Genomic DNA, 20,872 nt, shown 5'->3' with positions numbered 1-20,872 from the left:
GTTGCGGGCGTTTCGGGGTGGTTCCGGGCTGTCCCGGCGCGGCTCGATGACCACCATAACTGAAAACGACTTTCATTAGTCAAGTATTGATAATGAAAACCATTCCCGATACGGTGCGGCGGGTCGACGCTCTGCGAGAGAGCCGTCGCCGCAGTCGGAGAGGGAGTTCGGTGGGTCATCTGCTGGTTGTCGAAAGCTGGGTCGGGGCGATGAGCAGGCTGCTGCCCAGAGCGATCCACGAGGGCGGGCACGAGTTCACCTTCCTGACCCGAGACCTGCACCACTACCTGCGCTCGACGCCGAACGGAGCGCGCCCCGGGTCCGACGGTGCCCCCCATCCGCTGCTGTCCGCGCGCAACATCGTCACCGCCGAGACCAACGACACGGCCGAACTGCCGTCCCTGGCGGAGCGGCTGCACGAGGTGTTCGGCTTCGACGGGGTGGTGTCCGCGTGCGATTACTACCTGCCCGGCACCGCCCGGATCGCCGCTCGGCTGGGTCTGCCGGCCCCCGACCCGGTCGCGGTCGAAGCGGCCTGTCGCAAGGACCTGACCCGGATGCGGCTGGCCGAGGCGGGCGTGCCCGGCCCGCGCTTCGCGTTGTGTCGGGAGCGGGAGCAAACCCGGGCCGCCGCCCGGGAGATCGGCTATCCGGTGGTGGTCAAGCCGGTGGACCTGTGCGCCGGAATGCTGGTGCGCAAGGTGCACGACGACGCCGAGGCGGCGCACGCCCACCGGGCGTCGGTCGACTTCCCGGTGAACGCGCGCGGACAGGAACGCGTGCCCGTCGTGCTGGTCGAGGAGTTCCTCACCGGCCCCGAGGTGAGCGTCGAGACCGTCACCTTCGACGGGCACACCCACGTGGTCGGTGTCACCGACAAGAGCCTGGGCGGCGCGCCGTGGTTCGTCGAGACCGGGCACATGTTCCCGGCGGCGGTGGACCCGGACCTGGCCCGGGCCGCCGCGGACACCGCCGTGCGCGCCGTCGAGGCGCTCGGCCTGGACCACGTGGTCGCGCACACCGAGATCAAGCTGACCCCGGACGGCCCGCGTGTGGTGGAGGTCAATCCGCGACCGGCGGGCAACCGCATCACCGAACTGGTCCGGCACGTCACCGGCGTCGACCTGGTCGCGGCGTGCGTGGACGTCGCCCTCGGCCGGCGACCCGACCTCGCCGAACGCCCGACCGGGATGCGCAGCGCGGCGATCGGCCTGCTGCTGCCGAACGAGCGGGACCTGCCCGCGGGCGGCGAGGGCACGCTCGTGGGCATCGACGGCGCGGACGCGGTCCGCCACCGACCCGACGTGGTCGAACTGACCCTGACCGAACCGGGCCGCGCGGTGCGTGCCGCGACCAGCAACAACGACTACCTGGGCCATGTGATGACCGCCGACACCGAAGGCGGCGCCGCGCGCGAGTCGGCCGAGTGGCTGCTGTCCCGACTGCGTCCGCGCTACGCGGACCCGACGGTGGTGTCCGGATGAGCGCGCCCCGGTCCCGACCCGTGCGCACGTTGGACGAATTGTTCGCCCGGGTCGCCGCCGGCCGGTACGGACCCGACCCGGCCGGGGAGCGGGTGAGCACCGCGTTCCGCACCATCCAGGCGGTTCGGCACGCCGAGCGCTCCGGCGGCTATCGCAACGAAGTGCTCAGCCTGCGACTGGGCGCGGCGGTCGGCTCGTGCGCGGCCGAACCCGGCACACTGCCCGCCGACACGATCGACGACTGCGTGGGGGCGAGCGTGGCCGAACTCCTGGCCCACCCGCTCACACCGGTCCGGATCGCCGCGCTGGACGCCTACCTGATGCGCTGCCGTCCGCACGCCGCAGAACACGGCGCCCGTCCCCACCCGTTGCCCGCCGGCACCTCGTTGGAGAAGTCGCGGGCCCGGGCCCACGCGGTGGTGGAACTGCTGCCGGTGGAGCGGCCGGCCACGGTCCTGGTGGTGGGTGTGGTCAACTCGCTCCTGGAGCGGCTGCGCGCGCTCGGCCTGCGCTGCGTACCGTGCGACCTCAAGGGCGGCACGACCGAGTGGGGCGAGCCGATCCGCCGCGACGCGAACGCGGAACTGGCCTACTGCGACGCGATCCTGGCCTCGGGGATGACGCTGGGCAACGGAACCTTCGAGCCGCTGCGCGCGCATGCCGCGAGCACCGGCAAGCCGCTGGTGATGTTCGCCCAGACCGGCAGCGCGGTGCTGCCGCTGTTCCTCGGCGCCGGGGTGAGCGCGGTGTGCGCCGAGCCGTACCCGTTCTTCTGGCTGGACGGCGGCCCGGGAATCGTGCACCGGTACGGCGAGGGCGCCTCGTGAACACCGTTCCCGCACCGCGTCCCGCGCCCGGTCCTGCCGAGGCGGTCGTCGCGAACCCCGACCTGCTGGCGCTGCTCGGCCGTACGCCGCTCGTCCGGATCGGCACCGCGCTGCCCTGTCCGCAACCCGGCTTCTGGGCCAAGCTCGAATACCTCAGCGCGGGCGGGATGAAGGCGCGCGCCGCCGTGTCGATGCTGCGCGGCGCCCGGCGGCGCGGCGAACTGCGCCCCGGCGCGCTGGTGGTCGAGTCCACCTCGGGCACGCTGGGCGTCGGACTCGCCTTCGCCGGCCAGGCCCTGGGCCATCCGGTACGGCTCGTCTGCGACGGTGAACTCGAACCGTCCATGCGGCAGTTGCTGCGGGCCCACGGCGCCGCGCTGGAGGTGGTGGATCGACCCGCGAGCACCGGCGGCTGGCAGGCGGCCCGGCTGGCCCGGGTGCACGAGATCCTGCGCGGCACGCCCGACGCCTATTGGCCCGACCAGTACAACAACCCCGACAACCCCTCGGGGTACGCCTCGATGGCGGCCGAACTGGTCGACGGCCTGGAGCACGTGGACGTGCTCGTGTGCAGCGTGGGCACCGGCGGACACAGCGCCGGGCTGATCGGACCGCTGCGTCGGCGCTGGCCCGCGCTGACCGTGATCGGCGTCGACTCGGTCGGCTCGACCATCTTCGGGCAACCCGCGCGTCCTCGGCTGATGCGCGGACTGGGCAGCAGCATCCATCCGCGCAACGTCGCCCACCACGCGTTCGACGAGGTGCACTGGGTCGGCCCGGCCGCCGCCGTGGACACCTGCCGCAGGCTGGCCCGAGGCAGCTTCGTCAGCGGCGGCTGGAGCACCGGGGCGGTCGCCCTGGTCGCCGCCTGGGCGGCCCGGGTACACCGGGGCGCGACCGTGGTCGGCGTCTTCCCGGACGGGCCGCACCGCTACCTCGGCACCGTCTACGACGACGACTTCTGCCGCACCCACGGCCTGGACCATGCCGTCGTCCCCACCCATCCGGTGGAGATCCTGCACCCGCGCGCCGTCGAGGTGGCCGGCTGGGCCCGCTGCCGCAGGGTCGACGATCCGCGACCATCCCGGCGCACACCCGCGCCGCCGACCCCGCGCGCGCCGATGTCCGCGCCCGCACCCAAGACCGCGACCCGAGGAACGGCATGAGGCTCACGTGGCGCACCGCGCATCTGGAACTGGCCGAACCGCTGCGCATATCGCGCTCGGTGACGGCGAGTCGCGACGCGGTGTGGGTGACGATCGAACACGAGGGCGAGTACGGCAGTGGCGAGGCGCTCGGCAGCCCGCGACTCGGCCTGTCGGCGAGCACCATCGTGGCGGCGCTGGAGAGCGTGGCCCGGCCGTGGCTGGCCCGCTTCGCCGAACCCGAGAGCGCCTCGGCGCTCCTGGACACCGCCGCTCCCGACGGCCTGCCCGCCGGTGTCCTGGCGGCCCTGGACGCGGCCCTGTGGGATCTCGTCGGCAAGCGTGCCGATCGACCCGTCCACCGAATGCTCGGCGCCGACCGGGCGCCCGCCGCCGCGACCGCCCGCACCATCGGCATCGTCGAGCCCGAGTACGCCGCGACCCAGGCGGGCCGACTGGCCGCGCTCGGCTTCACCGTCCTGAAGATCAAGGCCGGCTCGCCCGACCCCGTCCACGACCTTGACCGGGTCGCCGCCGTGCGGGCCGCGGCCCCGCACGCCCGGCTGCTGCTCGACCCCAACGGCGGCTGGACCGAGGCCCGCACCCTGGACCTGCTCCCGCGCTTCGCCGCGCTCGGCGTCGAGGCCGTGGAACAACCCGTCGCACCCGGCCGACCCGACCTGCTCGCCCGGATCGCCCGACATGCGCCGATCCCGGTGATCGCCGACGAGGACGCGGTCACCCCCGAGGACGTCCTGCGGCTGGCCGGCCGGGTTCCCGGGGTCAACCTGAAACTCGCCGAATGCGGCGGCGCCCGCGCCGCGCTGCGCCTGGTCGAGGCGCTGCGCGGAAGCGGCACCGAGATCATGTTCGGCTGCCTGACCGGCAGTTCGCTCGGTCTGGCGCCGGCCGTGCAGATCCTGGACCGGGCCCGCTGGGTCGACCTGGACGGCCACCTGCTGCTGGCGCACGACCCGTGGACCGGGATCGGCGGCCTCGACGGCACCGTACGCGCCCCCGATGCCGCCGGCCTGGGCGTGCGACCCGCGCCGGCCCGGGAGCGCCGATGAGGACCCTGCGCGCGGTGGCGAGCTTTCCGCTCGCGGTGCGCCTGCTCCTGGTCAACCAACTCGGCGTGAACACCGGCTTCTACCTGCTGATCCCCTACCTCGCCACCCATCTCACCGACGACCTGGGGCAATCGGCGGCCGTGGTCGGCATCGTGCTGGGCGTCCGCAACCTCAGCCAACAGGGCCTGTTCGTGCTCGGCGGCTCCGCGGCCGATCGACTCGGCGCACGCGGGGTGATCATCGCCGGATGCGCGCTGCGCACCGTGGGATTCGCGTTGTTCGCGCTCGGCGACGGCCTGCCGATCCTGATCGCGGCGGCCGTGCTCAGCGGCCTCGCCGGGGCCTTGTTCAACCCCGCCGTACGCACCTATCTGGCGCAGGAGGCGGGCGAACGCAAGGCGGAGGCGTTTGCCCTGTTCAACGTGTTCGCCACCACCGGCGCGCTGCTCGGCCCGCTGCTGGGCAGCCTGCTGCTCCTGGTGAACTTCACCACCGCGGCGCTCACCGCGGCGGCGCTGTTCGCCGTACTCACCCTCGCCCAGGCCGCCGTTCTGCCCGCCCGGCCGGTCCCCGCGCCACAGGGATCGGTGGCCTCCGACTGGCGCGAAGTCCTGGGCAACCGCGCGTTCGTGGCGTTCTCGATCGCGATGGCAGGGATGTACGGCCTGCAGACGCAGTTGTACCTGCTGCTCCCGGACGGTGTGCGGCACGCCACCGGGCGCGAGAGCGCGGTCGGACTGCTCTTCGTGATCGGCACCGCGGTCAATCTGCTCCTGCAACTGCGGATCACCCGGTACCTACAGGCGCGCGGCGACCGGGCCCGCTGGATCGCCGCCGGAACCGCGCTGATGGGCCTGGCCTTCCTCCCGCCGATCCTGGTGGCCGGCGGCACCGGACCGGACGGGACCGCGGACGCGGTACTGCGCCTGCTGCCGCTGCTCGCGGGCGCGCTGCTGCTGCACGTCGGAGTGATGATTGCCCAGCCGTTCGTGCTCGAACTCATTCCCGCGTTCGGCCGCGAGGGGTTGACCGGGACCGGCTTCGGGCTGTTCTACGGGGCGTCCGGGATCGCCGCCGCCGTGGGCAACGCCGGGATCGGGTGGGCGATGGACAGCGGCGCGCGCACCGACCGCGCGTGGTTGCCGTGGGTGTGCTGCGTGTTGCTCGGGCTGGGCTCGGCCCTCGCGGTCGCCTGGCTGCGCCGCAGGGGCGCGCTGCCCACACCGCCCACCATCGCCGCCGAGGGGCCGGCGACCCCGCCCGCGGGCGCCGCCGAGGAGCCCACCACCGCGCCCGTCGGCGACCGCCCCCGGGCCGAGAGCGAGCCGCGATGAGCACCCGCAACCTCCTCACCGACACGCCGGAACTCTACGAACGACGCTTCCCCGATCCGGACCGGGTCGCCGCCCGCTGGACCGAGGAGACGCTGCGCCGCCACGGGGCAGGGCCGCGCGTGCTCGACGTCGGCTGCGGCACCGGGCGGGACGCGGCCTGGCTGCACCACCACGCGGCGCGCGAGGTGGTCGGCATCGACACCTCGGCGGCGATGCTCGACCACGCCCGCGGTCGGCACCCCGGCCCCGACTACCGCCTCGCCGACATGCGCGACTTCGACCTCGGCCGCACCTTCGACGCCGTCGTCTGCCTGGACAGCGCTCTGCTGTACTGCCACGACAACGCGGAACTGACCGCGTTCCTGGACCGGTCCCGGCGACATCTGGCGCCGGGGGGCCTGCTGATCGCCGAACTGCGCAACGGCGCCTACTTCCTGCGCGGCGCGGACGGTGCCCGACAGCCGGCGACACCCCGCGTGGACACCGTCGTCCACGACGGCGTCACCCACACCTCGCACACCACGCTGTGGGTCGACCACGCGGCGCAACTGCTGCGCCGACGCCGGGTGTGGACCTCGGACCGGGGCACCCCGCCCCGCGCGCAGTACTCCGCGTGGCGACTGCTGTTCCCGCAGGAACTGCGGTACTTCCTCACGGTCGCCGGGTTCGAGGTGCTCGCCCTGTACGACCGCCCGGGGCCGCGCACCGACCCGCCGTGGACCGAGGGCGCGCCACCGGCGGACAGCGCCGACTCGGACCGCCTGCACGTGGTCGCCCGCCGGCTCGACTGACGCACCGGCACAAGCCCCACCACCATCCCCATCACCATCACGGAGAGCACGACCCATGAGTCGCACCAGTCCTGCCATACCGATCGGCGACCGCCCGCCCGGCACCTCGCGTCGCGTCCTCCTCGCCGCCGGCGGTGCCGGAGCACTGACCCTGGCGGTGAGTTGCGCGGGCGGCGGATCGGCCGATTCCGGCCCGCGCGCCGGCGGCGCCCAAGCCGAGGGCACCCCCAGGCGGGGCGGCCGACTGCGCGCGGCCTTCCCCGGGGGTGGCGCCAACGAGAACCTCGATCCGCACCTGGCCAATCTGTTCGTCGACGTGGCCCGGGCCAAGGCCCTGTTCGACAAACTCGCCGACTACGGCGCGGATCTGGCCCCGGTGCCCCGGCTGGCCGCCGGCTGGGAGGCGGACCCCGGCCTGGTCACCTGGCGGGTCCGGCTGCGCCCGGCCGCCTTCCACGACGGCCGGCCGGTCACCGCCGAGGACGTGCTGTACAGCTTCCGCCGCATCGCCGACCCCAAGCGGGCGTTCCGCGCGAAGGCGTCACTGGAACCGATCGACCTGGACGCCAGTCGGGCACCGGACCCGAGCACGGTGGAGTTCCGCCTCAAGCGGCCCTACGCGGAATTCCCCAACACCCTGGCCGCGTTCGGCGCCTACATCGTGCCCAAGGACGCGGACTCCTTCGAACGACCGGTGGGCTCGGGACCCTTCACCTTCGTCTCGTTCAAGCCCGGAAGCTCGCTCCTGCTGCGGCGCAACGAGAGGTACTGGGAAGGTGCGCCGCACCTGAACGAACTGGAATTCGTGGTGGCCGGCGAGGAGTCGGCGCGCACCAACGCGCTCCTGGGCGGACAGGTCGAGTACGCACACGAGTTGAACCCGGCCACCGCGCGCGTACACGAGGGCAAGGGCCGGATCACCGTGCTGCGGCTGCGCAACAGCGCGATGCAGGGCTTCGTGATGAAGACCGACCGGCCGCCCTTCCACGACCCCAGGGTCCGGCAGGCGTTCTTCCTGATCGCCGACCGTCGCGAACTCGTCGACGGCGCACTGTCGGGCGCCGGCGAGGTGGGCAACGACCTGTTCGGCAAGGGATACCGCTACTACGCGGCCGGCATCCCGCAACGCACCCAGGATCTCGCCAAGGCCCGCGACCTGTTGCGCGAGGCGGGCGCGGAGGGACTGCGGGTCACCCTGGACACCGCGCCGGCCGCCACCGGATTCGTCGAGGCGGCCGGCATCTTCAAGGAACAGGCCGCCAGGGCCGGGGTGACCGTCGAGGTCCGGGTCGGCAACAAGGACACCTACTGGAAGGACATCCTCACCGGCGGCACCCTGGCCTCCTACCGCTCGGGCGCGATGCCCATCGAATCCCACATCTCCCAGCGGCTGTTGAGCGGGTCCACCACCAACGCCACGCAGTGGCACGCGAAGGACTTCGACGACCTCTACCAGCAGATCCAATCCACCCACGACGAGGGATTGCGCACCGCGCTCTACGAGCGCATGCAGCGCCGACTGCACGCCGAGGGCGGCTTCCTGATCTGGGGGTTCGCGGACTGGATCGTGGCCACCGCGAACCGGGTGCGCGGGGTGGCGGTGACCGCGCCCGCCAACACCCTGGACTGGGCCCGATTCGACCGGGTCTGGCTCGCGTGAGCCCGGACCGGACCTGGCTGAGCCGCCGACTGCTCCTGGGCGTGGGGCAGACGGCGGCGCTGGTCGTACTGATCTTCGCGCTCACCGAGGCGCTGCCCGGCGACGCGGCGGTGGCCCTGGCCGGCGACCAGCCCGATCCGGAACGAATCGCCCGGATCCGGGAGTCCATGGGCCTGGACCGCTCCGCCGCCGAGCGACTGCTCGACTGGTGCGGCGCCCTGGCCCGCGGCGATCTGGGTACGTCGCTGATCTCCGGTCGTCCCGTCACCGACCTGCTCGCCGACGGGTTCGGCCCGACCCTGACGCTGGCCGGTGTCACCGCGATCCTGCTGGTGCCGCTGTCGGTGGGGCTGGGCGTGCTCGCCGCGCGCCGCGAGGGCGGTCCGCTGGACCGGACCGTGAGCGCGCTGACATCGGCCGTGCACGCGGTCCCGGAGTTCGCCCTGGGGGTGCTGCTGACCACGCTGTTCGCGCTGCGCCTGGGCTGGTTGCCGCCCACCGCCGTCGGCACCGGCGGCGATCCGTGGGCGCACCCGGCCGTGTTGGTGTTGCCGGTGCTGGTGTTGCTCTCCCGGCCGGTGTGCACGATCAGTCGTCTGGTGCGTGCGGGCATGATCGACGCGATAGCGTCGCCGTACGTCGCGCACGCCCGGCGGCAGGGCCTGTCCGCGGCCCGGGTGCGCTGGGCCCATGCCCTGCCCAACGCGCTGGCCCCGGCGGGCCAGCAACTCGCCCGGACCTGCGACTGGTTGCTCAGCGGCGTGATCGTGGTCGAGGCCCTGTTCGTGATCCCGGGACTGGGCACGGTGCTGATCGACGCGGTCGCGGCGCGCGACATCCCGGTGATCCAGGGTCTGGCGGTGGTGTTCGGGGTGATCACCGTCGTGGTCAACCTCGGCGCCGACCTGGTCACCCGCCGACTCGCCCCGCGCGCGGAGGCCGCGGCATGAGCGACCCGGCCGCCCGGGACGGGCGTCGCGACGGAATCGACTCCCGCCGGCGGATGGCGTGGCGGTACGCGCTCGCGCTGGGACTCATCGCCGTGCCGCTGCTGTTCGCGGTGCTCGGGCCACTGTTCGCGGGAGCGCCCGAATCTCGGGCCGTGTCCTTCACCACCGGCCGAGGGCACTGGCTGGGCACCGACTTCGCCGGTCGCGACGTCTGGCGACAGGTGTTGCTGGGTGGGCGCTCGGTGGTGGTCGTGGCGGTCGCCGCGACCGTGCTGGCCTATCTGGTGGCGATCCCGCTGGGGTTGGCCGCCGCGTTGACCGGACGGAGTTGGCTCGCGGAACTGCTGATCCGCCCACTGGACGTGCTGCTCGCGGTGCCCTCGCTGCTGTTCGTGCTGCTGGTGGCCGCGCTGTTCCGGCCGGGACCGGGCGAACTGGTCCCGGTGGTGGCCCTGGTGACCGTTCCCGACGCGGCACGCGTGGTGTTCTCGGCGGCCACCGAGATCGCCTCGCGTCCGGTGGTGGAGGCGCTGCGCATGCAGGGCGAGTCGTGGTGGCGGATCGCCGTCGGCTACGTGGCCCGATCGATGCGGCGTACCCTCGCCGCCGACCTGGGCACGCGGCTGACGGGAGCGCTGTACCTGGTGGCGACCGCCGCCTTCCTGGGCGTGGGCGTGGCACCGGACGCCTCGGACTGGGCGGTGATGGTGGACCGCAACCGGGTCGGCCTGTTCCTCCAGCCGTGGGCGGTGGTGGTACCCGCGGCGCTGATCGTGGCGCTGTCGATGGGCACGAATCTGCTGTTCGACGCTGCGCTGCAAGGACCCCGAGAGCGGACGGGAGAGCACCGATGAGTGATCCGGAACCGGTGGTGTCGGTATCCGAGTTGCGGGTGGAGGTCGGCGGTCGGGCGATCGTGGACGGGGTGAGCCTGACCGCGCGCGCCGGGCGGATCACCGCGCTCGTGGGCGCGTCCGGCAGCGGCAAGACCACCACGGGACTGGCCCTGCTCGGCGAATTCCCGCCCGGCGCCCGGGTGACGGGCGAGATACGGGTCACCGGCGAGGGTCCCGTGGGCTACATCCCGCAACATCCCGCCGCCGCGCTCAACCCGGCCCGTCGGGTCGGGGCGCTGCTGCGCGACATCGCCCGGCCCGCGGGAGGCGGGCGCGCGGCGATCCGGACACGGGTATACGACGCGCTGCGGGCGGCTCGGATCCCGGATCCGGAGGAGATGGTGCGGCGTTTCCCGCATCAGCTCTCCGGCGGGCAACAGCAGCGGGTGGTGCTGGCCCAGGCTCTCCTGCTCGGGGCCCGCGCCGTGGTCGCCGACGAGCCCACCACGGGGCAGGACGCGCTCACCAAGCAGGGGGTGGTCGAGCGGTTGGCGGCGGTGGCCGGACAGGGCATCGCCGTGATCCTGCTCAGCCACGACCTCGACGTGGTGCGCCGACTGGCCGACGACGTGGTGGTGTTGGCGCACGGGCGGGTGGTCGAGTCCGGTCCACCGGCCCGGGTGTCGCTCACCGCGCGGCGGCCGGACGGGCTCGCGGATCGGCCGAACCGGCCGGTGCCCTCGACCCGGACGGCGGCCGTGCCCCGCCTGGAGGTGCGCGACGTGGTCGCCCGGCACCGCGCGGGCGGGGCGAGCGCCGTCCTGCACGGGGTGAGCGTGTCGGTGGAAGCGGGGGAATGCCTGGCCCTGGTCGGACGTTCCGGCAGTGGCAAGACCACCCTGGGACGCTGTGTGACCGGGCTGCACAGCCGCTACGACGGGCGGGTCCTGCTCGACGGTACGCCGCTGCGACGCAGCCTGCGCACCCGTACCCGCGCCGAACTGGCCGCCGTGCAATATGTGTTCCAGGACGCGCGGGCCTCCTTCGACGAATATCGGCCGGTGTTCGAGCAGGTGGCCCGCACGGCGGTCCGGTTGCGCGGTGTCGAGCCGGACGAGGCCCGCGCGCAGGCGCTGGGCACGCTGGGCGAGTTGGGGCTGCCGGCCGACACCGCGGGCCGCCGGCCGGGCGCGTTGTCCGGAGGCGAGGTGCAGCGCGCCGCGCTGGCCCGCGCGCTGCTCGCCCGGCCCCGGGTGCTGGTCTGCGACGAGATCACCTCGGGTCTGGACGCTCCGACCCGGATCGCGATCCTGGACCTGCTCGGGCGATTGCGCGAACACGCCGAGCTGAGCCTGGTGTTCATCACCCACGACCTGGCCGCCGCGGGCCTGCTCGGCGATCGCATCGCGGTCCTGGAGCACGGGCGGGTGGTCGAACACGGCCCGACGCGGCGAGTCCTGACCGAGCCGGCGCACGCTTTCACCGGCCTGCTGGTGCGGGCCGCCGCCGATGTCGGGTCAGTGCAGGGTGCCCAGGAGGGGCCGGGTGAAAGGGGTGACCTGGTCGGGTCTCCCGGTACGGATCTTCTCGGCCCATCCCGGGTCGGCCAGGAGTGAGCGGCCGACGGCGATCAGGTCGAACTCGTCGCGATCGAGGCGGACGAGCAGGCCGTCCAGGTCGGTGCGCCCCTCCCGCCGTGCACGGCCCGCGCGACCTGTTGCCGGCCCGCGAGGGCGTCCTCGCCGTGGAAGCGGGGCACACGCTCGCCCCATCCGGCGGTGGCGTGGTCGATGTACGTGCCCTCGGTGACGATCAGCGCGGTGCCACCGGCGGCGCGGCGGGCGTAGTAGTCGGCGACATCGGCCCCGGGTACCCCGCCGGGCGAGAACCCGCGGGTCATCGGGGCCATCACGATGCGATTGGACAGTTCCAGACCGCCAACGGCGAACGGGCGGAACAGCGGTTGGACCTGATCGACGGTCGTGGTCGGCGGGTGGCTGGTCACGTGTTCTCCCTGGGCCGGCGACACGGTGGCCGACGTATGGCTGACGGCGTCGACGGCCGGTGGCACCCCGTGGTCGACGGAACCTGTGGCGGACGACTCATGGCCGGCGACAACTGTGCGTACGTTGTATCCGTAGTAGACAATGTACACATTGAATACGGTGTATCGGCAAGACCTCGCACACGCACGACGCACCGCATGGACGAATGGGTCACGTCGGTGGCGGGCCGTGCCGAGGGCGCCGACGATGAGGGGACGGGGGCGTTCCTTGTCGGTTTCTCTGGAGGTTCACGTCATGCCCGTGGTCACCAAGCCCTACGTGCCCGGCACCCCCTGTTGGGTCGACCTGATGGTCCCCGACCAGCAAGCCGCCCTCGACTTCTACCGCGATCTGTTCGGCTGGCAGGGCGAGGTCGGGCCGCCGGAGACCGGCGGCTATTCGGTGTGCCTGCTGAACGGGAAGCCGGTCGCGGGCATCATGGCCGCGATGTCCCCGGACGGCGGGGAGGTTCCGCCGCCCGCGTGGACCACCTACCTGGCCACCACCGACGCGGACGCCACCCAACAGGCGGTCACGAAGGCCGGCGGCACGGTGGTGATGCCGGTGATGGACGTGATGACGCTCGGCCGGATGGGCGTGATCGCCGACCCCACGGGCGCCGTGTTCGGGATCTGGCAGGCACGGGACTTCGGCGGCGCGGAGGTGGTCAACGAGCCCGGCGCGGTGATCTGGAGCGAGCTCAACACCGGCGACACCGCCGCCGCGTCCTCGTTCTACTCGGCCGCGGTGGGCCTGGAGGCCGCCGAGATGGAGGGTGCCGAGGGCTACTCGTCGCTGAGTGCGAGCGGCCGGGTGATCGGCGGCATGCAGGGGCTGGACCGGTTGCCGCCCGGTACGCCCGCGCACTGGCTGACGTACTTCTCCGTCGACGACACCGACAGCACGGTGGACGCGCTGATCCGGGCCGGCGGCAATGTGCTCAAGCCGCCGTTCGACATGATGGCGGGTCGGATGGCCGTGGTCCAGGACCCGCAGGGCGGCGCCTTCGCGGTGATCAACGCGACGGCTCCCGCACCGTCCTGACCGTCACCCCCTCATGCGCTCGGCATCCGCAACGGATGCCGAGCGCACGGCTGTTCGGTCGGTGTGCTGCCGGCAGCGGAGGTCACCGAGGGCCGCGGTGGTGTGGGCGGCCGGTCGAAGGATCCGGACCCCGGCGCCCACCCGACCCCCGCCGACCCAGGCCGACCCCCGCCGGCGGGGGTCGGGTCGTGCAGGTGGTTCAGGCCGCGTTCGTGGCGGGGCCTTCGTCGGCGAGTGCCTTGAAGCCGCGCAGGCGAAGGCTGTTGCTGATCACGAAGACCGAACTGAAGGCCATCGCGGCACCGGCGAGCATCGGGTTGAGCAGGCCGGCGGCGGCGAGCGGTAGGGCGGCGACGTTGTAGGCGAACGCCCAGAACAGGTTGGACTTGATGGTGGCCAGGGTCTTGCGGGCGAGCCGGATGGCGTCGGCGGCGGCCCGCAGGTCGCCGCGGACCAGGGTCAGGTCGGCGGCCTCGATCGCCACGTCGGTACCGGTGCCCATGGCCAGACCGAGGTCGGCCGTGGCCAGCGCCGCGGCGTCGTTGACGCCGTCGCCGACCATGGCCACGATCCGGCCCTCGGCCCGGAGCCGGGTGACCACGTCGACCTTGTCCTGCGGCATAACCTCGGCGTACACGTGCTCCGGATCGATACCCACCTGCGCGGCGACGGTGCGGGCGACGGTGGTGTTGTCGCCGGTGAGCAGGATCGGGGTCAGGCCCAGCTCGCGGAAGCGGCGGATGGCCTCGGCGGAAGTGGGCTTGACCGCGTCGGCGACGACCAGGACGGCGCGGGCCTTTCCGTCCCAGGCCACCGCGACGGCGGTCCGGCCGAGCGCCTCGGCGTCGGCCATGGCGCGTTCGAGGTCGACGGGAAGGTCCAGGGCCCACTCGGTGAGCAGCCGGGTGCGGCCGACCAGCACCGCGTGGCCCTCGACGATGCCCTGGACGCCGAGCCCCTCGACGTTGGCGAAGTCCTCGGGGTCGGGCAGGTCGCCGACGCGCTCGCTCGCGCCCTTGGCGATGGCCTGGGCGATCGGGTGCTCGGAGGCGTTCTCCAGGGCACCCGCGAGCCGCAGCACCTCCTCGATCCGCTCGTCGGCGGCGAGGTGGGTCTCCAGCAGGGTCATCCGGCCGGTGGTGACGGTGCCGGTCTTGTCCAGGACGACGGTGTCCACGCGGCGGGTGGACTCCAACATCTCGGGGCCCTTGATCAGGATGCCCAGTTGCGCGCCGCGCCCGGTGCCGACCATGAGCGCGGTCGGGGTGGCCAGGCCCAGGGCGCACGGGCAGGCGATGATCAGCACGGCGACGGCGGCGGTGAACGCGCCGGCGACGCCCTGCCCGGTGCCCCACCAGAAGCCGAGAGTGGCGGCGGCCAGCGCGATGACGATCGGCACGAAGATGCCGGAGACCTTGTCGGCCAGGCGCTGCACCTGCGCCTTGCCGTTCTGCGCGTCCTCGACCAGGCGGGCCATCCGGGCGAGTTGGGTGTCGGCGCCGATCCGGGTGGTGCGGACCACCAACCGGCCGCCGGCGTTGACGGTGGCGCCGGTGACGACGTCGCCGGGGCGTACCTCCACGGGGACGGATTCGCCGGTGAGCATCGAGGCGTCCACGGCCGAGGTGCCCTGCTCGATCACGCCGTCGGTGGCGATCTTCTCGCCCGGGCGCACCACGAACAGGTCTCCGACGACCAACTCCTCGACCCGGACCCGTTCCTCGCGCCCGTTCCGCAACACGGCCACGTCCCGGGCGCCGAGCTCGAGCAGTGCCTTGAGCGCGGCGCCGGAGCGGCGCTTGGCGCGGGCCTCGAAGTAGCGGCCGGCGAGGATGAACGTGGTCACCCCGGCGGCGGCTTCGAGGTAGATGTTGCCCGCTCCGTCGCCGCGTTCGATGGCGAAGGAGAACGCGTGGGTCATTCCGGGCGTGCCGGCGGTGCCCCAGAAGAGGGCGTACACCGACCACGCGAGCGCCGCGAGGGTGCCCATGGACACCAGGGTGTCCATGGTCGACGTGCCGTGCCGCAGGTTGGTCCACGCGGCCTTGTGGAACGGCCAGGCGCCGAAGGCGACGACCGGCCAGGCCAGGGCGAGGGACAACCACTGCCAGTTGGTGAACTGCAGGGCCGGGACCATCGCCATCGCGATCACCGGCACGGTCAGCACGACGGAGACGAGCAGCCGATCGCGCAGGGCGCGGACCCTGCCCCCGTCCGGGTCCGCGTCCGGCGCCGGTTCGCCGGTGCTGCCGGCGGTCTTGGGCGGGGCGGGCAGCTCGGCGGTGTAGCCGGCGGCCTCGACCTGGGCGACCAGGTCGGTCGGCGCGATGTCGCCGGCGTAGGTGACCTTGGCCTTCTCGGTGGCGTAGTTGACCGTCGCGGTCACGCCGTCGAGCTTGTTGAGCCGCTTCTCGATGCGCATCGCGCACGAGGCGCAGGTCATGCCGCCGATCGACAACTCGATCTGCCCGGTGTCCTGCGGCGCCGAGGTCTCGGTGCTCGAACTCATCGCCCTCTCCTTCTCGTGTCGTGGTGCGGTGTGGCCGTCGCGGGCCCGGGGCGGTGGCGGCCGGTGCAGGCCCGCGATCACACTCCCAATATACCCCTAGGGGGTATATGGAGTGCAAGTGTCGGCCTCGGCTTCGCCGCTCGGTGGATCCTTCGGTGCCCCGGCTTACCGGCATGGTGCGCGTCTTTGCCCGGCTCGGTGCGCGCACTCGTGGTGCTCGGTCAGTGCGCGTGTTCGCCGTGTTCCGCTTCCGGGGCGGGCGACGAGGTCGGGGCGATCGGGGGTGCCTGCGCGACGGTCGCAGCGCCCACGGTCACGGTGAACTCGGCGGTGCGGACCGTTCCCTCGTGCCGGAAGTCCAGGTAGAGCCGGTAGTTGCCCGCGCTGGGGGCCTGGGCGTGGAAGCCGATGCCGGGACCCGCGGGGGTCTTGCCGTCGCCGGGCGCGCCCTGGGGATGTACGTGCAGGTAGGCGAGGTCGCCTTGGCGCAGGGCGACCAGGTGGCCGTACGCGCCGAGGTAGGGCTGGAGGTCGGTGACGGGGCGGCCGTCCCTGCTCACGTTCAGGGTGAGCGCGGAGGAGCCGGTCGCGGACAGGTCGCCGGCCAGGGTCACGGTGTATCCGTCGACCGTCGCGGTGCGAGTGGGCGCGGGGAGCGCGGCCGGTTGGTAGGAGCCGGCCACGACCACGTCGGCGCCGAGAGTGAGCGGGCCGCCGGGGTCCCCGGTGGGGGCGAAGTCGGCGAACACGCGGTACGTGCCGGCGGTCGCGAAGGTCAGCGGGACGCTCCAGGTGCCGTCCGGCCCGAGTGTGGGGTGCACGTGCTGGAAGCCGGACAGGTCGCGGCGGGCCACGATCAGGTGCAGGTCCTGCTCGTGGGCGCGGTCGTAGCGGGTCCACGGGCGGCCGTCCGGGCCGAGCACGCGGAATCGGAAGTCGGTTCGGGTGCCGACCGGAAGCGGTTCGGCGGGCGCGGCGAGGGTGTAGCCGCGTTCGGACACCTGGAGTCCACCGGGCGCTTCGGCGGCGGCGGGCTTGACGCCGGTCGCACCGGGGGCCTGCTCGCCGCCGCGTGCGTCGGCGCCGTGTCCGCCGTGCGCGGGCGCCGGGTCGGAGTCGATCGGGCCGACCGCGTGGCCCACGCCGAACGCGGCGCCGAAGGCCAGGACGATGCCGGCGCCGAACGCGCCGACCTTGACTGCCGTGTTCATGGTCTCTCCTCGGTCGATCGGTCGGTCGGGACCGAAGCCGGGTTCGGGATCGGAATCCGGTTCGGGGTCGCGTCGGGCCGCAGGGCCCGCTCGTCGGTGGTTGCCGGCCGCACCGGCCGGGAGGGCGCCGTGGGCGGGCGCCCTCCCGGGCCGGTCAGTGGCAGCTGCCGCAGCAGCTCGCGCCCGCCGCCGGCGCCGCCGTCGCGGGGGCGACGAGCTCGTAGCCGGCCTCGTCGATCGCCGCCGCGACGGCCGCGTCGTCGATCGTGGTACCTGCGGTCACGGTGACGGTGCCGCTCGCGAGGTCGACCCCGACGTCGGTGACGCCGTCGATCCGACCGACCTCGGTCCGGACCGACGAGACGCAGTGCCCGCAGGTCATGCCGGTGACGGTGTAGGTCGCGGTGACGGTGGACGTGGACGTGCCCATGGCGAAGCCTCCAGGTTCTCGGATCCGCCGCACCGGATGCGCTCCGGTCGGCGGCTTCGGTTAACAACATACCCCCCCTAGGTATGTAGTCAACCCGTCGAGGCCGATCCGGAGTGGGTTCTCGGTGGTGGCGAGCGCCTCGTCGGCACGTTGCCGCAGATGTCGGGCAAGACGTTTCGGGCCTGTCGGGGCGTCTCGGACAGGGGTCGGCGCAGGTCCGTTCGACATTGCCGATGTTCGGCAACCCGGGGCGCGTCAGGGTGCCGAGAACAAGGGTGTCGCCGAGGGGACGAAACCTGTGAGTCTGGTGATCGTCACGGGGACGGTGTGGCCCGCCGAAGCGGCCGGGCGACCGCCCCTGCTTCAGATCGCGTCAAGGAGCACCATGCGCATGATCCGTACGGCCGTTGTCTCGGCCGTCGTCGCTCTCGCCATCGCCGGTCTGGCGGCCTGCGACGGCGGCTCGGAGAAGTCCAACGCGGACAAGGACGCGAAGGCGCTGGCCGACGACGCGCTGGCCCGGCTGCGCAAGGCCGACGATGTGAAGATGGTCGGCGGTGGCGACAACCAGGGCAAGAAGCAGGACGTGGACGTCTGCCTGCGGAACGCCGACCTGCAGGGCACGATGAAGGTCGACGGATCGCCCGTGGACATCGTCCTGATCGGCACGTTCGTCTACATGAAGGCCGAACCCGACTTCTGGGCCGCGGCCTTGGCGGAGCAGGGCCCGCAGGCGGTTCTGATGAGCAAGCTGTTCGCGGGCCGGTACGTGAAGACTCCCGCCAAGGGCGAGGACGGCCAGGACGGGAGCGTCGGTGGAATGAGCGACTTCTTCCAGGGCTCCGCCGAGGGTGTGGTCAAGGGCGAGGTCGTCACGGTGGACGGCAGGAAGTTGGTCCCGCTCAGCAAGAAGAACGCCAAGGGCAACACGGTGACGCTGCACGTCCCGGAGAAGGGCGAGCCCTTCCCGACGCTGGTCACCGTCTCGGGCAGTGTGACGATGAAGCTGAACCTCACCAGGGGCGCGCAGAAGTGCACGCCCACCGCGCCGCCGGCCGATCAGGTGATCGACCCGGAGGCGCTGGAGCGCGGTGGAGCCCCTACGGCTCCCACCGCGAACACGCAGACCTGAGGCCCGGACCCGAGGCCGAGGCCGGAGATCCAAGCCCGAGATCCAAGCCCGAGACCCAGGCCCGAGACCCAGGCCCGAGACCCAGGCCCGAGACCCAGGCCCGAGCGACGGGCCTGGGCCTCGGGCCCGGCGATCGCCGGCGTCAGTCGCGCAGCATCAGGATGACGCCGGCGGTGACCGCACCGACGGCGACGGCGGCGATGCCGTAGGCGAGACGGTGCGCGCGCAGGACCGGCAGGAAGCGGTCCACGGCCAGTCGGCCCGGGCCGGTGAGGGCGAGCGCGGCGGCGGCCGAGGTGAGCAGCAGTTCGTACTCGACGCCGCTCGGCGCGAAGAAGCCGCCGTCCCACTTGACCGCGACCGCGTTGATCATGGTGCCCACGATCGCGGCGGCGGCCAGTGGGGTGCACAGGCCGGCGACCAGGGCCAGGCCGCCGAAGGTCTCGGTGAGTCCGGCCACCGTGGCCATCGCCTTGCCGGACGGGTAGCCGCTCATCGTGAAGAACTGGCCGGTGCCGTCGAGGCCGGCGCCGTCGAACCAGCCGAAGAGCTTCTGGGAGCCGTGCGCGGCCATGGTCAGGCCGACCACGACGCGCAGCAGGAACAACCCCAGGTCGTATCCGTGCAGGGACGGGCCGGGCGCGGTCGGCGACGCGGTGCCGGTGGACCGGTCGAGGCTGCGGAGGGTCGTCTCGGCGGGGGAGGACATGCGGGTGTCTCCTGTCGATGCGAGGTCGTCGGACGATAGGCAGTTCAAATTTGAACTACTTCGACGCTACAGCCCGACCCCGGCTTCGACAAGCTCAGTAGGCTGGCGCGCATGAGTGAACCGCGGTGGTTGGACGACCTCGAGATGGCGGCGTGGCAGAGCTTCGTCGAGGCCGGCCACCGCGTGGACCGGGCACTGGAGCGCCAACTCAAGGACGAGGCCGGCCTCTCCCATCCGCAGTACGAGATCCTCGTGCACCTGTCCGCCGCGTCCGACGGGGAACTGCGGATGGCGGAGCTGGCCGAACGCCTGATCACCTCCAAGAGCGGGATCACCTATCAGGTCGCCCAACTCGAGAAGCTCGGCCTGGTCCGTCGGCGGCAGTGTCCCGACCAGGCGCGCGGCGTCTTCGCGGTGCTCACGGAGCAGGGATCCGAGCGGTTGCGCGGCGCCGCGCCCGCGCATGTGGAGCGGGTCCGCGAAGTCCTCATCGATGTGTTGGATCGCGAGCAACTCGCGCTCCTGGCAGAGGCGTTGGGCACGGTCGGCCGGCGACTACGGGCACACGACCGCGGCTGAGCGGCGCCGCGACCGGGTTCGCACGACGAGGCGCCCCGCTCCCGGATGAGGTGTCGGGAGCGGGGCGCCGATCATCGGACGAGCGATCGGGGACGGGTCAGGAGATGCTGACGTCGTCCACGTAGAAGGTGGTCGTGGCGGATTCGTCCTCGGAACCGGCGAACCGGAGAGTGACCGTCTGGCCCGCGTAGGCACTCAGGTCGACAGTCTTCTGGACGTAGGTGCCGGTGGCGTTGGCGTTGGAGTAGGTGGCCAGGGTCGTGCCGTTGACCTGGACCTTGAGCGTGTCGTAGACCGTCGAGCCGACTTCCTGTGTGGTGATCTTGACCCACAGGCGGAGCGAGGTGCCGGCCGGGACGGTGATGTTGGACTGGGTGACGTTCTCGGTGGCCGTGCGGCCGTAACCCATCATCCAGGCGTACCAGCTGCCGCCGTGCGCGGTGGCCTGGCTGCTGTTGGTGATGATGGTGGCGTCCTGCGTCCAGTTGGCGGTGCCCTGCTCGAAGCCGCCGTTCTGGAGCGCGTTGCCCGGGTTGGTGTTGCCGACGGTCAGCGTGTAGGTGGTCGAGTGCACGACCGAGCCGGTGCCGGTGATGGTGATCGGGTACGTGCCGGGCGTGGTGCCGGCCGCGACCGTGATGGTGGCGGTCGAGGATGCCCCGGACTGTACGGACGTCGGGTTGAAGGTCACCCCGACGCCGCTGGGCGCGCCATTGGCGCTCAACGCCACGGTCTGCGCGGTGCCGCTCGTGGTGGTCGTGTTCACGGTCGTCGTGGCGCTGCCGCCGGCGGAGGGCACGTTGCCCGCGCCGGGCGTGACCGCGATCGAGAAGTCGTTGGTGGGCGCGGGTCCGCCGACTGCCGTCTTCCAGATGGTGTAGGCGACACCGTCGGCGCTGCGGTCGAGGACCGTCGCGTTGATGTTGGCGGTGGTGTCACACGCGGAGTGGTAGCAGGAGTCGTAGGAAGTGTTCGCCTGGCCGCCCCACTTCGTGGCCTGTGCCGAGGTCTTGCGGGCGTCGGCGCCGGCCGCGTAGCCGGAGGTGGGGATGCCGCCCTGCTGGAAGGAGTAGTCGTCGGATCGGCCCTGGCCCTCGACGTTCTCCTCGGGACGCA

The 20,872-nt window shown here is 72.6% G+C and carries 18 protein-coding genes and 1 pseudogene; 13 read left to right on the top strand and 6 right to left on the bottom strand.

The annotated features are described in order from the left end of the window. Positions 1-170 precede the first annotated feature (170 nt). Genes ACIBSV_RS37825 through ACIBSV_RS37780 form a run of 10 tightly spaced genes read left to right on the top strand, consistent with a single transcriptional unit; the run spans position 171 to position 11,713 of the window. Entirely contained in the window at positions 171-1,484 is a 1,314-nt protein-coding gene (locus ACIBSV_RS37825; protein WP_395871331.1) for an ATP-grasp domain-containing protein, read from the top strand. Next, positions 1,481-2,311 (top strand): Rossmann-like domain-containing protein, encoded by an 831-nt coding sequence (locus ACIBSV_RS37820; RefSeq protein WP_395871329.1) that lies wholly within the window; start codon positions 1,481-1,483, stop codon positions 2,309-2,311. The genes ACIBSV_RS37825 and ACIBSV_RS37820 overlap by 4 nt, the downstream gene beginning before the upstream one ends. Beyond that, the gene (locus tag ACIBSV_RS37815) at positions 2,308-3,477 is read left to right on the top strand and encodes a PLP-dependent cysteine synthase family protein (protein WP_395871328.1); all 1,170 of its coding nucleotides are present in this window, start codon (positions 2,308-2,310) and stop codon (positions 3,475-3,477) included. The genes ACIBSV_RS37820 and ACIBSV_RS37815 overlap by 4 nt, the downstream gene beginning before the upstream one ends. After that, positions 3,474-4,526 carry a dipeptide epimerase gene (locus ACIBSV_RS37810; protein WP_395871327.1) on the top strand — a complete coding sequence of 351 codons (1,053 nt, stop codon included), beginning with the start codon at positions 3,474-3,476 and terminating at the stop codon, positions 4,524-4,526. The genes ACIBSV_RS37815 and ACIBSV_RS37810 overlap by 4 nt, the downstream gene beginning before the upstream one ends. Beyond that, positions 4,523-5,860: an MFS transporter gene (locus tag ACIBSV_RS37805; protein WP_395871325.1), complete on the top strand. Its 1,338-nt coding sequence runs from the start codon at positions 4,523-4,525 to the stop codon at positions 5,858-5,860. Before ACIBSV_RS37810 ends, ACIBSV_RS37805 begins: the two co-directional genes overlap by 4 nt. Beyond that, a complete protein-coding gene (locus ACIBSV_RS37800) occupies positions 5,857-6,651 on the top strand; it encodes a class I SAM-dependent methyltransferase (RefSeq protein ID WP_395871322.1) in 795 nt (264 codons plus the stop codon). The genes ACIBSV_RS37805 and ACIBSV_RS37800 overlap by 4 nt, the downstream gene beginning before the upstream one ends. Before the next feature lie 55 nt (positions 6,652-6,706). Further along, the gene (locus ACIBSV_RS37795) at positions 6,707-8,311 is read left to right on the top strand and encodes an ABC transporter substrate-binding protein (protein WP_395871320.1); all 1,605 of its coding nucleotides are present in this window, start codon (positions 6,707-6,709) and stop codon (positions 8,309-8,311) included. Next, positions 8,308-9,261 carry an ABC transporter permease gene (locus ACIBSV_RS37790; protein WP_395871318.1) on the top strand — a complete coding sequence of 318 codons (954 nt, stop codon included), beginning with the start codon at positions 8,308-8,310 and terminating at the stop codon, positions 9,259-9,261. The genes ACIBSV_RS37795 and ACIBSV_RS37790 overlap by 4 nt, the downstream gene beginning before the upstream one ends. Next, positions 9,258-10,115: an ABC transporter permease gene (locus tag ACIBSV_RS37785; protein ID WP_395871317.1), complete on the top strand. Its 858-nt coding sequence runs from the start codon at positions 9,258-9,260 to the stop codon at positions 10,113-10,115. The genes ACIBSV_RS37790 and ACIBSV_RS37785 overlap by 4 nt, the downstream gene beginning before the upstream one ends. After that, on the top strand, positions 10,112-11,713 hold the full coding sequence (locus ACIBSV_RS37780) for an ABC transporter ATP-binding protein (protein WP_395871315.1): 1,602 nt from the start codon (positions 10,112-10,114) through the stop codon (positions 11,711-11,713). The genes ACIBSV_RS37785 and ACIBSV_RS37780 overlap by 4 nt, the downstream gene beginning before the upstream one ends. 65 nt (positions 11,714-11,778) lie before the next feature. Here the strand turns inward: ACIBSV_RS37780 and ACIBSV_RS37775 are convergent. Next, positions 11,779-12,102, bottom strand: a pseudogene (locus tag ACIBSV_RS37775) (12-oxophytodienoate reductase); the annotation flags it as partial. A 295-nt stretch (positions 12,103-12,397) separates the two neighbouring features. On the opposite strand from ACIBSV_RS37775, the gene ACIBSV_RS37770 reads away from it, so the two are divergent. Continuing rightward, positions 12,398-13,186 carry a VOC family protein gene (locus tag ACIBSV_RS37770; RefSeq protein WP_395871313.1) on the top strand — a complete coding sequence of 263 codons (789 nt, stop codon included), beginning with the start codon at positions 12,398-12,400 and terminating at the stop codon, positions 13,184-13,186. A gap of 199 nt (positions 13,187-13,385) precedes the next feature. Here the strand turns inward: ACIBSV_RS37770 and ACIBSV_RS37765 are convergent, their stop codons facing one another. The 3 genes from ACIBSV_RS37765 to ACIBSV_RS37755 form a co-directional block, all read right to left on the bottom strand. Then, positions 13,386-15,695: a heavy metal translocating P-type ATPase gene (locus ACIBSV_RS37765; RefSeq protein WP_395871311.1), complete on the bottom strand. Its 2,310-nt coding sequence runs from the start codon at positions 15,693-15,695 to the stop codon at positions 13,386-13,388. Positions 15,696-15,916: 221 nt separating this feature from the next. Next, positions 15,917-16,906, bottom strand: coding sequence for a hypothetical protein (locus ACIBSV_RS37760; RefSeq protein ID WP_395871309.1), 990 nt, complete (start codon positions 16,904-16,906; stop codon positions 15,917-15,919). A gap of 154 nt (positions 16,907-17,060) precedes the next feature. Continuing rightward, a complete protein-coding gene (locus ACIBSV_RS37755) occupies positions 17,061-17,336 on the bottom strand; it encodes a heavy-metal-associated domain-containing protein (RefSeq protein ID WP_395871307.1) in 276 nt (91 codons plus the stop codon). A gap of 391 nt (positions 17,337-17,727) precedes the next feature. On the opposite strand from ACIBSV_RS37755, the gene ACIBSV_RS37750 reads away from it, so the two are divergent. Further along, positions 17,728-18,468 carry a hypothetical protein gene (locus ACIBSV_RS37750; protein WP_395871305.1) on the top strand — a complete coding sequence of 247 codons (741 nt, stop codon included), beginning with the start codon at positions 17,728-17,730 and terminating at the stop codon, positions 18,466-18,468. Positions 18,469-18,610: 142 nt separating this feature from the next. Here ACIBSV_RS37750 and ACIBSV_RS37745 read toward each other — a convergent pair whose 3' ends face one another. Next, entirely contained in the window at positions 18,611-19,177 is a 567-nt protein-coding gene (locus ACIBSV_RS37745; RefSeq protein WP_395871303.1) for a DoxX family protein, read from the bottom strand. A gap of 111 nt (positions 19,178-19,288) precedes the next feature. On the opposite strand from ACIBSV_RS37745, the gene ACIBSV_RS37740 reads away from it, so the two are divergent. Further along, on the top strand, positions 19,289-19,756 hold the full coding sequence (locus ACIBSV_RS37740; protein WP_331771555.1) for a MarR family transcriptional regulator: 468 nt from the start codon (positions 19,289-19,291) through the stop codon (positions 19,754-19,756). Between the two features lie 97 nt (positions 19,757-19,853). On the opposite strand, the gene ACIBSV_RS37735 is transcribed toward ACIBSV_RS37740, so the two are convergent. Next, positions 19,854-20,872: M28 family peptidase (locus ACIBSV_RS37735; RefSeq protein ID WP_395871301.1), on the bottom strand; the 1,019-nt coding region annotated here is incomplete at its 5' end.

This window comes from Embleya sp. NPDC050154 (assembly GCF_044460165.1).
In the GTDB taxonomy this organism is placed as follows: Bacteria; Actinomycetota; Actinomycetes; order Streptomycetales; family Streptomycetaceae; genus Embleya.
The sequence above is the reverse complement of the archived record's forward strand: the minus strand, read 5'-3'. Positions and strand labels throughout refer to the sequence as shown.

Excerpts from the sequence above, each read along its gene's own strand:
- ACIBSV_RS37820 (WP_395871329.1), top strand. The coding sequence starts at position 1,481 with ATGAGCGCGCCCCGGTCCCGACCCGTGCGCACGTTGGACGAATTGTTC.
- ACIBSV_RS37810 (WP_395871327.1), top strand. The coding sequence starts at position 3,474 with ATGAGGCTCACGTGGCGCACCGCGCATCTGGAACTGGCCGAACCGCTG.
- ACIBSV_RS37805 (WP_395871325.1), top strand. The coding sequence starts at position 4,523 with ATGAGGACCCTGCGCGCGGTGGCGAGCTTTCCGCTCGCGGTGCGCCTG.
- ACIBSV_RS37800 (WP_395871322.1), top strand. The coding sequence starts at position 5,857 with ATGAGCACCCGCAACCTCCTCACCGACACGCCGGAACTCTACGAACGA.
- ACIBSV_RS37795 (WP_395871320.1), top strand. The coding sequence starts at position 6,707 with ATGAGTCGCACCAGTCCTGCCATACCGATCGGCGACCGCCCGCCCGGC.
- ACIBSV_RS37785 (WP_395871317.1), top strand. The coding sequence starts at position 9,258 with ATGAGCGACCCGGCCGCCCGGGACGGGCGTCGCGACGGAATCGACTCC.
- ACIBSV_RS37780 (WP_395871315.1), top strand. The coding sequence starts at position 10,112 with ATGAGTGATCCGGAACCGGTGGTGTCGGTATCCGAGTTGCGGGTGGAG.
- ACIBSV_RS37770 (WP_395871313.1), top strand. The coding sequence starts at position 12,398 with ATGCCCGTGGTCACCAAGCCCTACGTGCCCGGCACCCCCTGTTGGGTC.
- ACIBSV_RS37765 (WP_395871311.1), bottom strand. The coding sequence starts at position 15,695 with ATGAGTTCGAGCACCGAGACCTCGGCGCCGCAGGACACCGGGCAGATC.
- ACIBSV_RS37760 (WP_395871309.1), bottom strand. The coding sequence starts at position 16,906 with ATGAACACGGCAGTCAAGGTCGGCGCGTTCGGCGCCGGCATCGTCCTG.
- ACIBSV_RS37755 (WP_395871307.1), bottom strand. The coding sequence starts at position 17,336 with ATGGGCACGTCCACGTCCACCGTCACCGCGACCTACACCGTCACCGGC.
- ACIBSV_RS37750 (WP_395871305.1), top strand. The coding sequence starts at position 17,728 with ATGATCCGTACGGCCGTTGTCTCGGCCGTCGTCGCTCTCGCCATCGCC.
- ACIBSV_RS37745 (WP_395871303.1), bottom strand. The coding sequence starts at position 19,177 with ATGTCCTCCCCCGCCGAGACGACCCTCCGCAGCCTCGACCGGTCCACC.
- ACIBSV_RS37740 (WP_331771555.1), top strand. The coding sequence starts at position 19,289 with ATGAGTGAACCGCGGTGGTTGGACGACCTCGAGATGGCGGCGTGGCAG.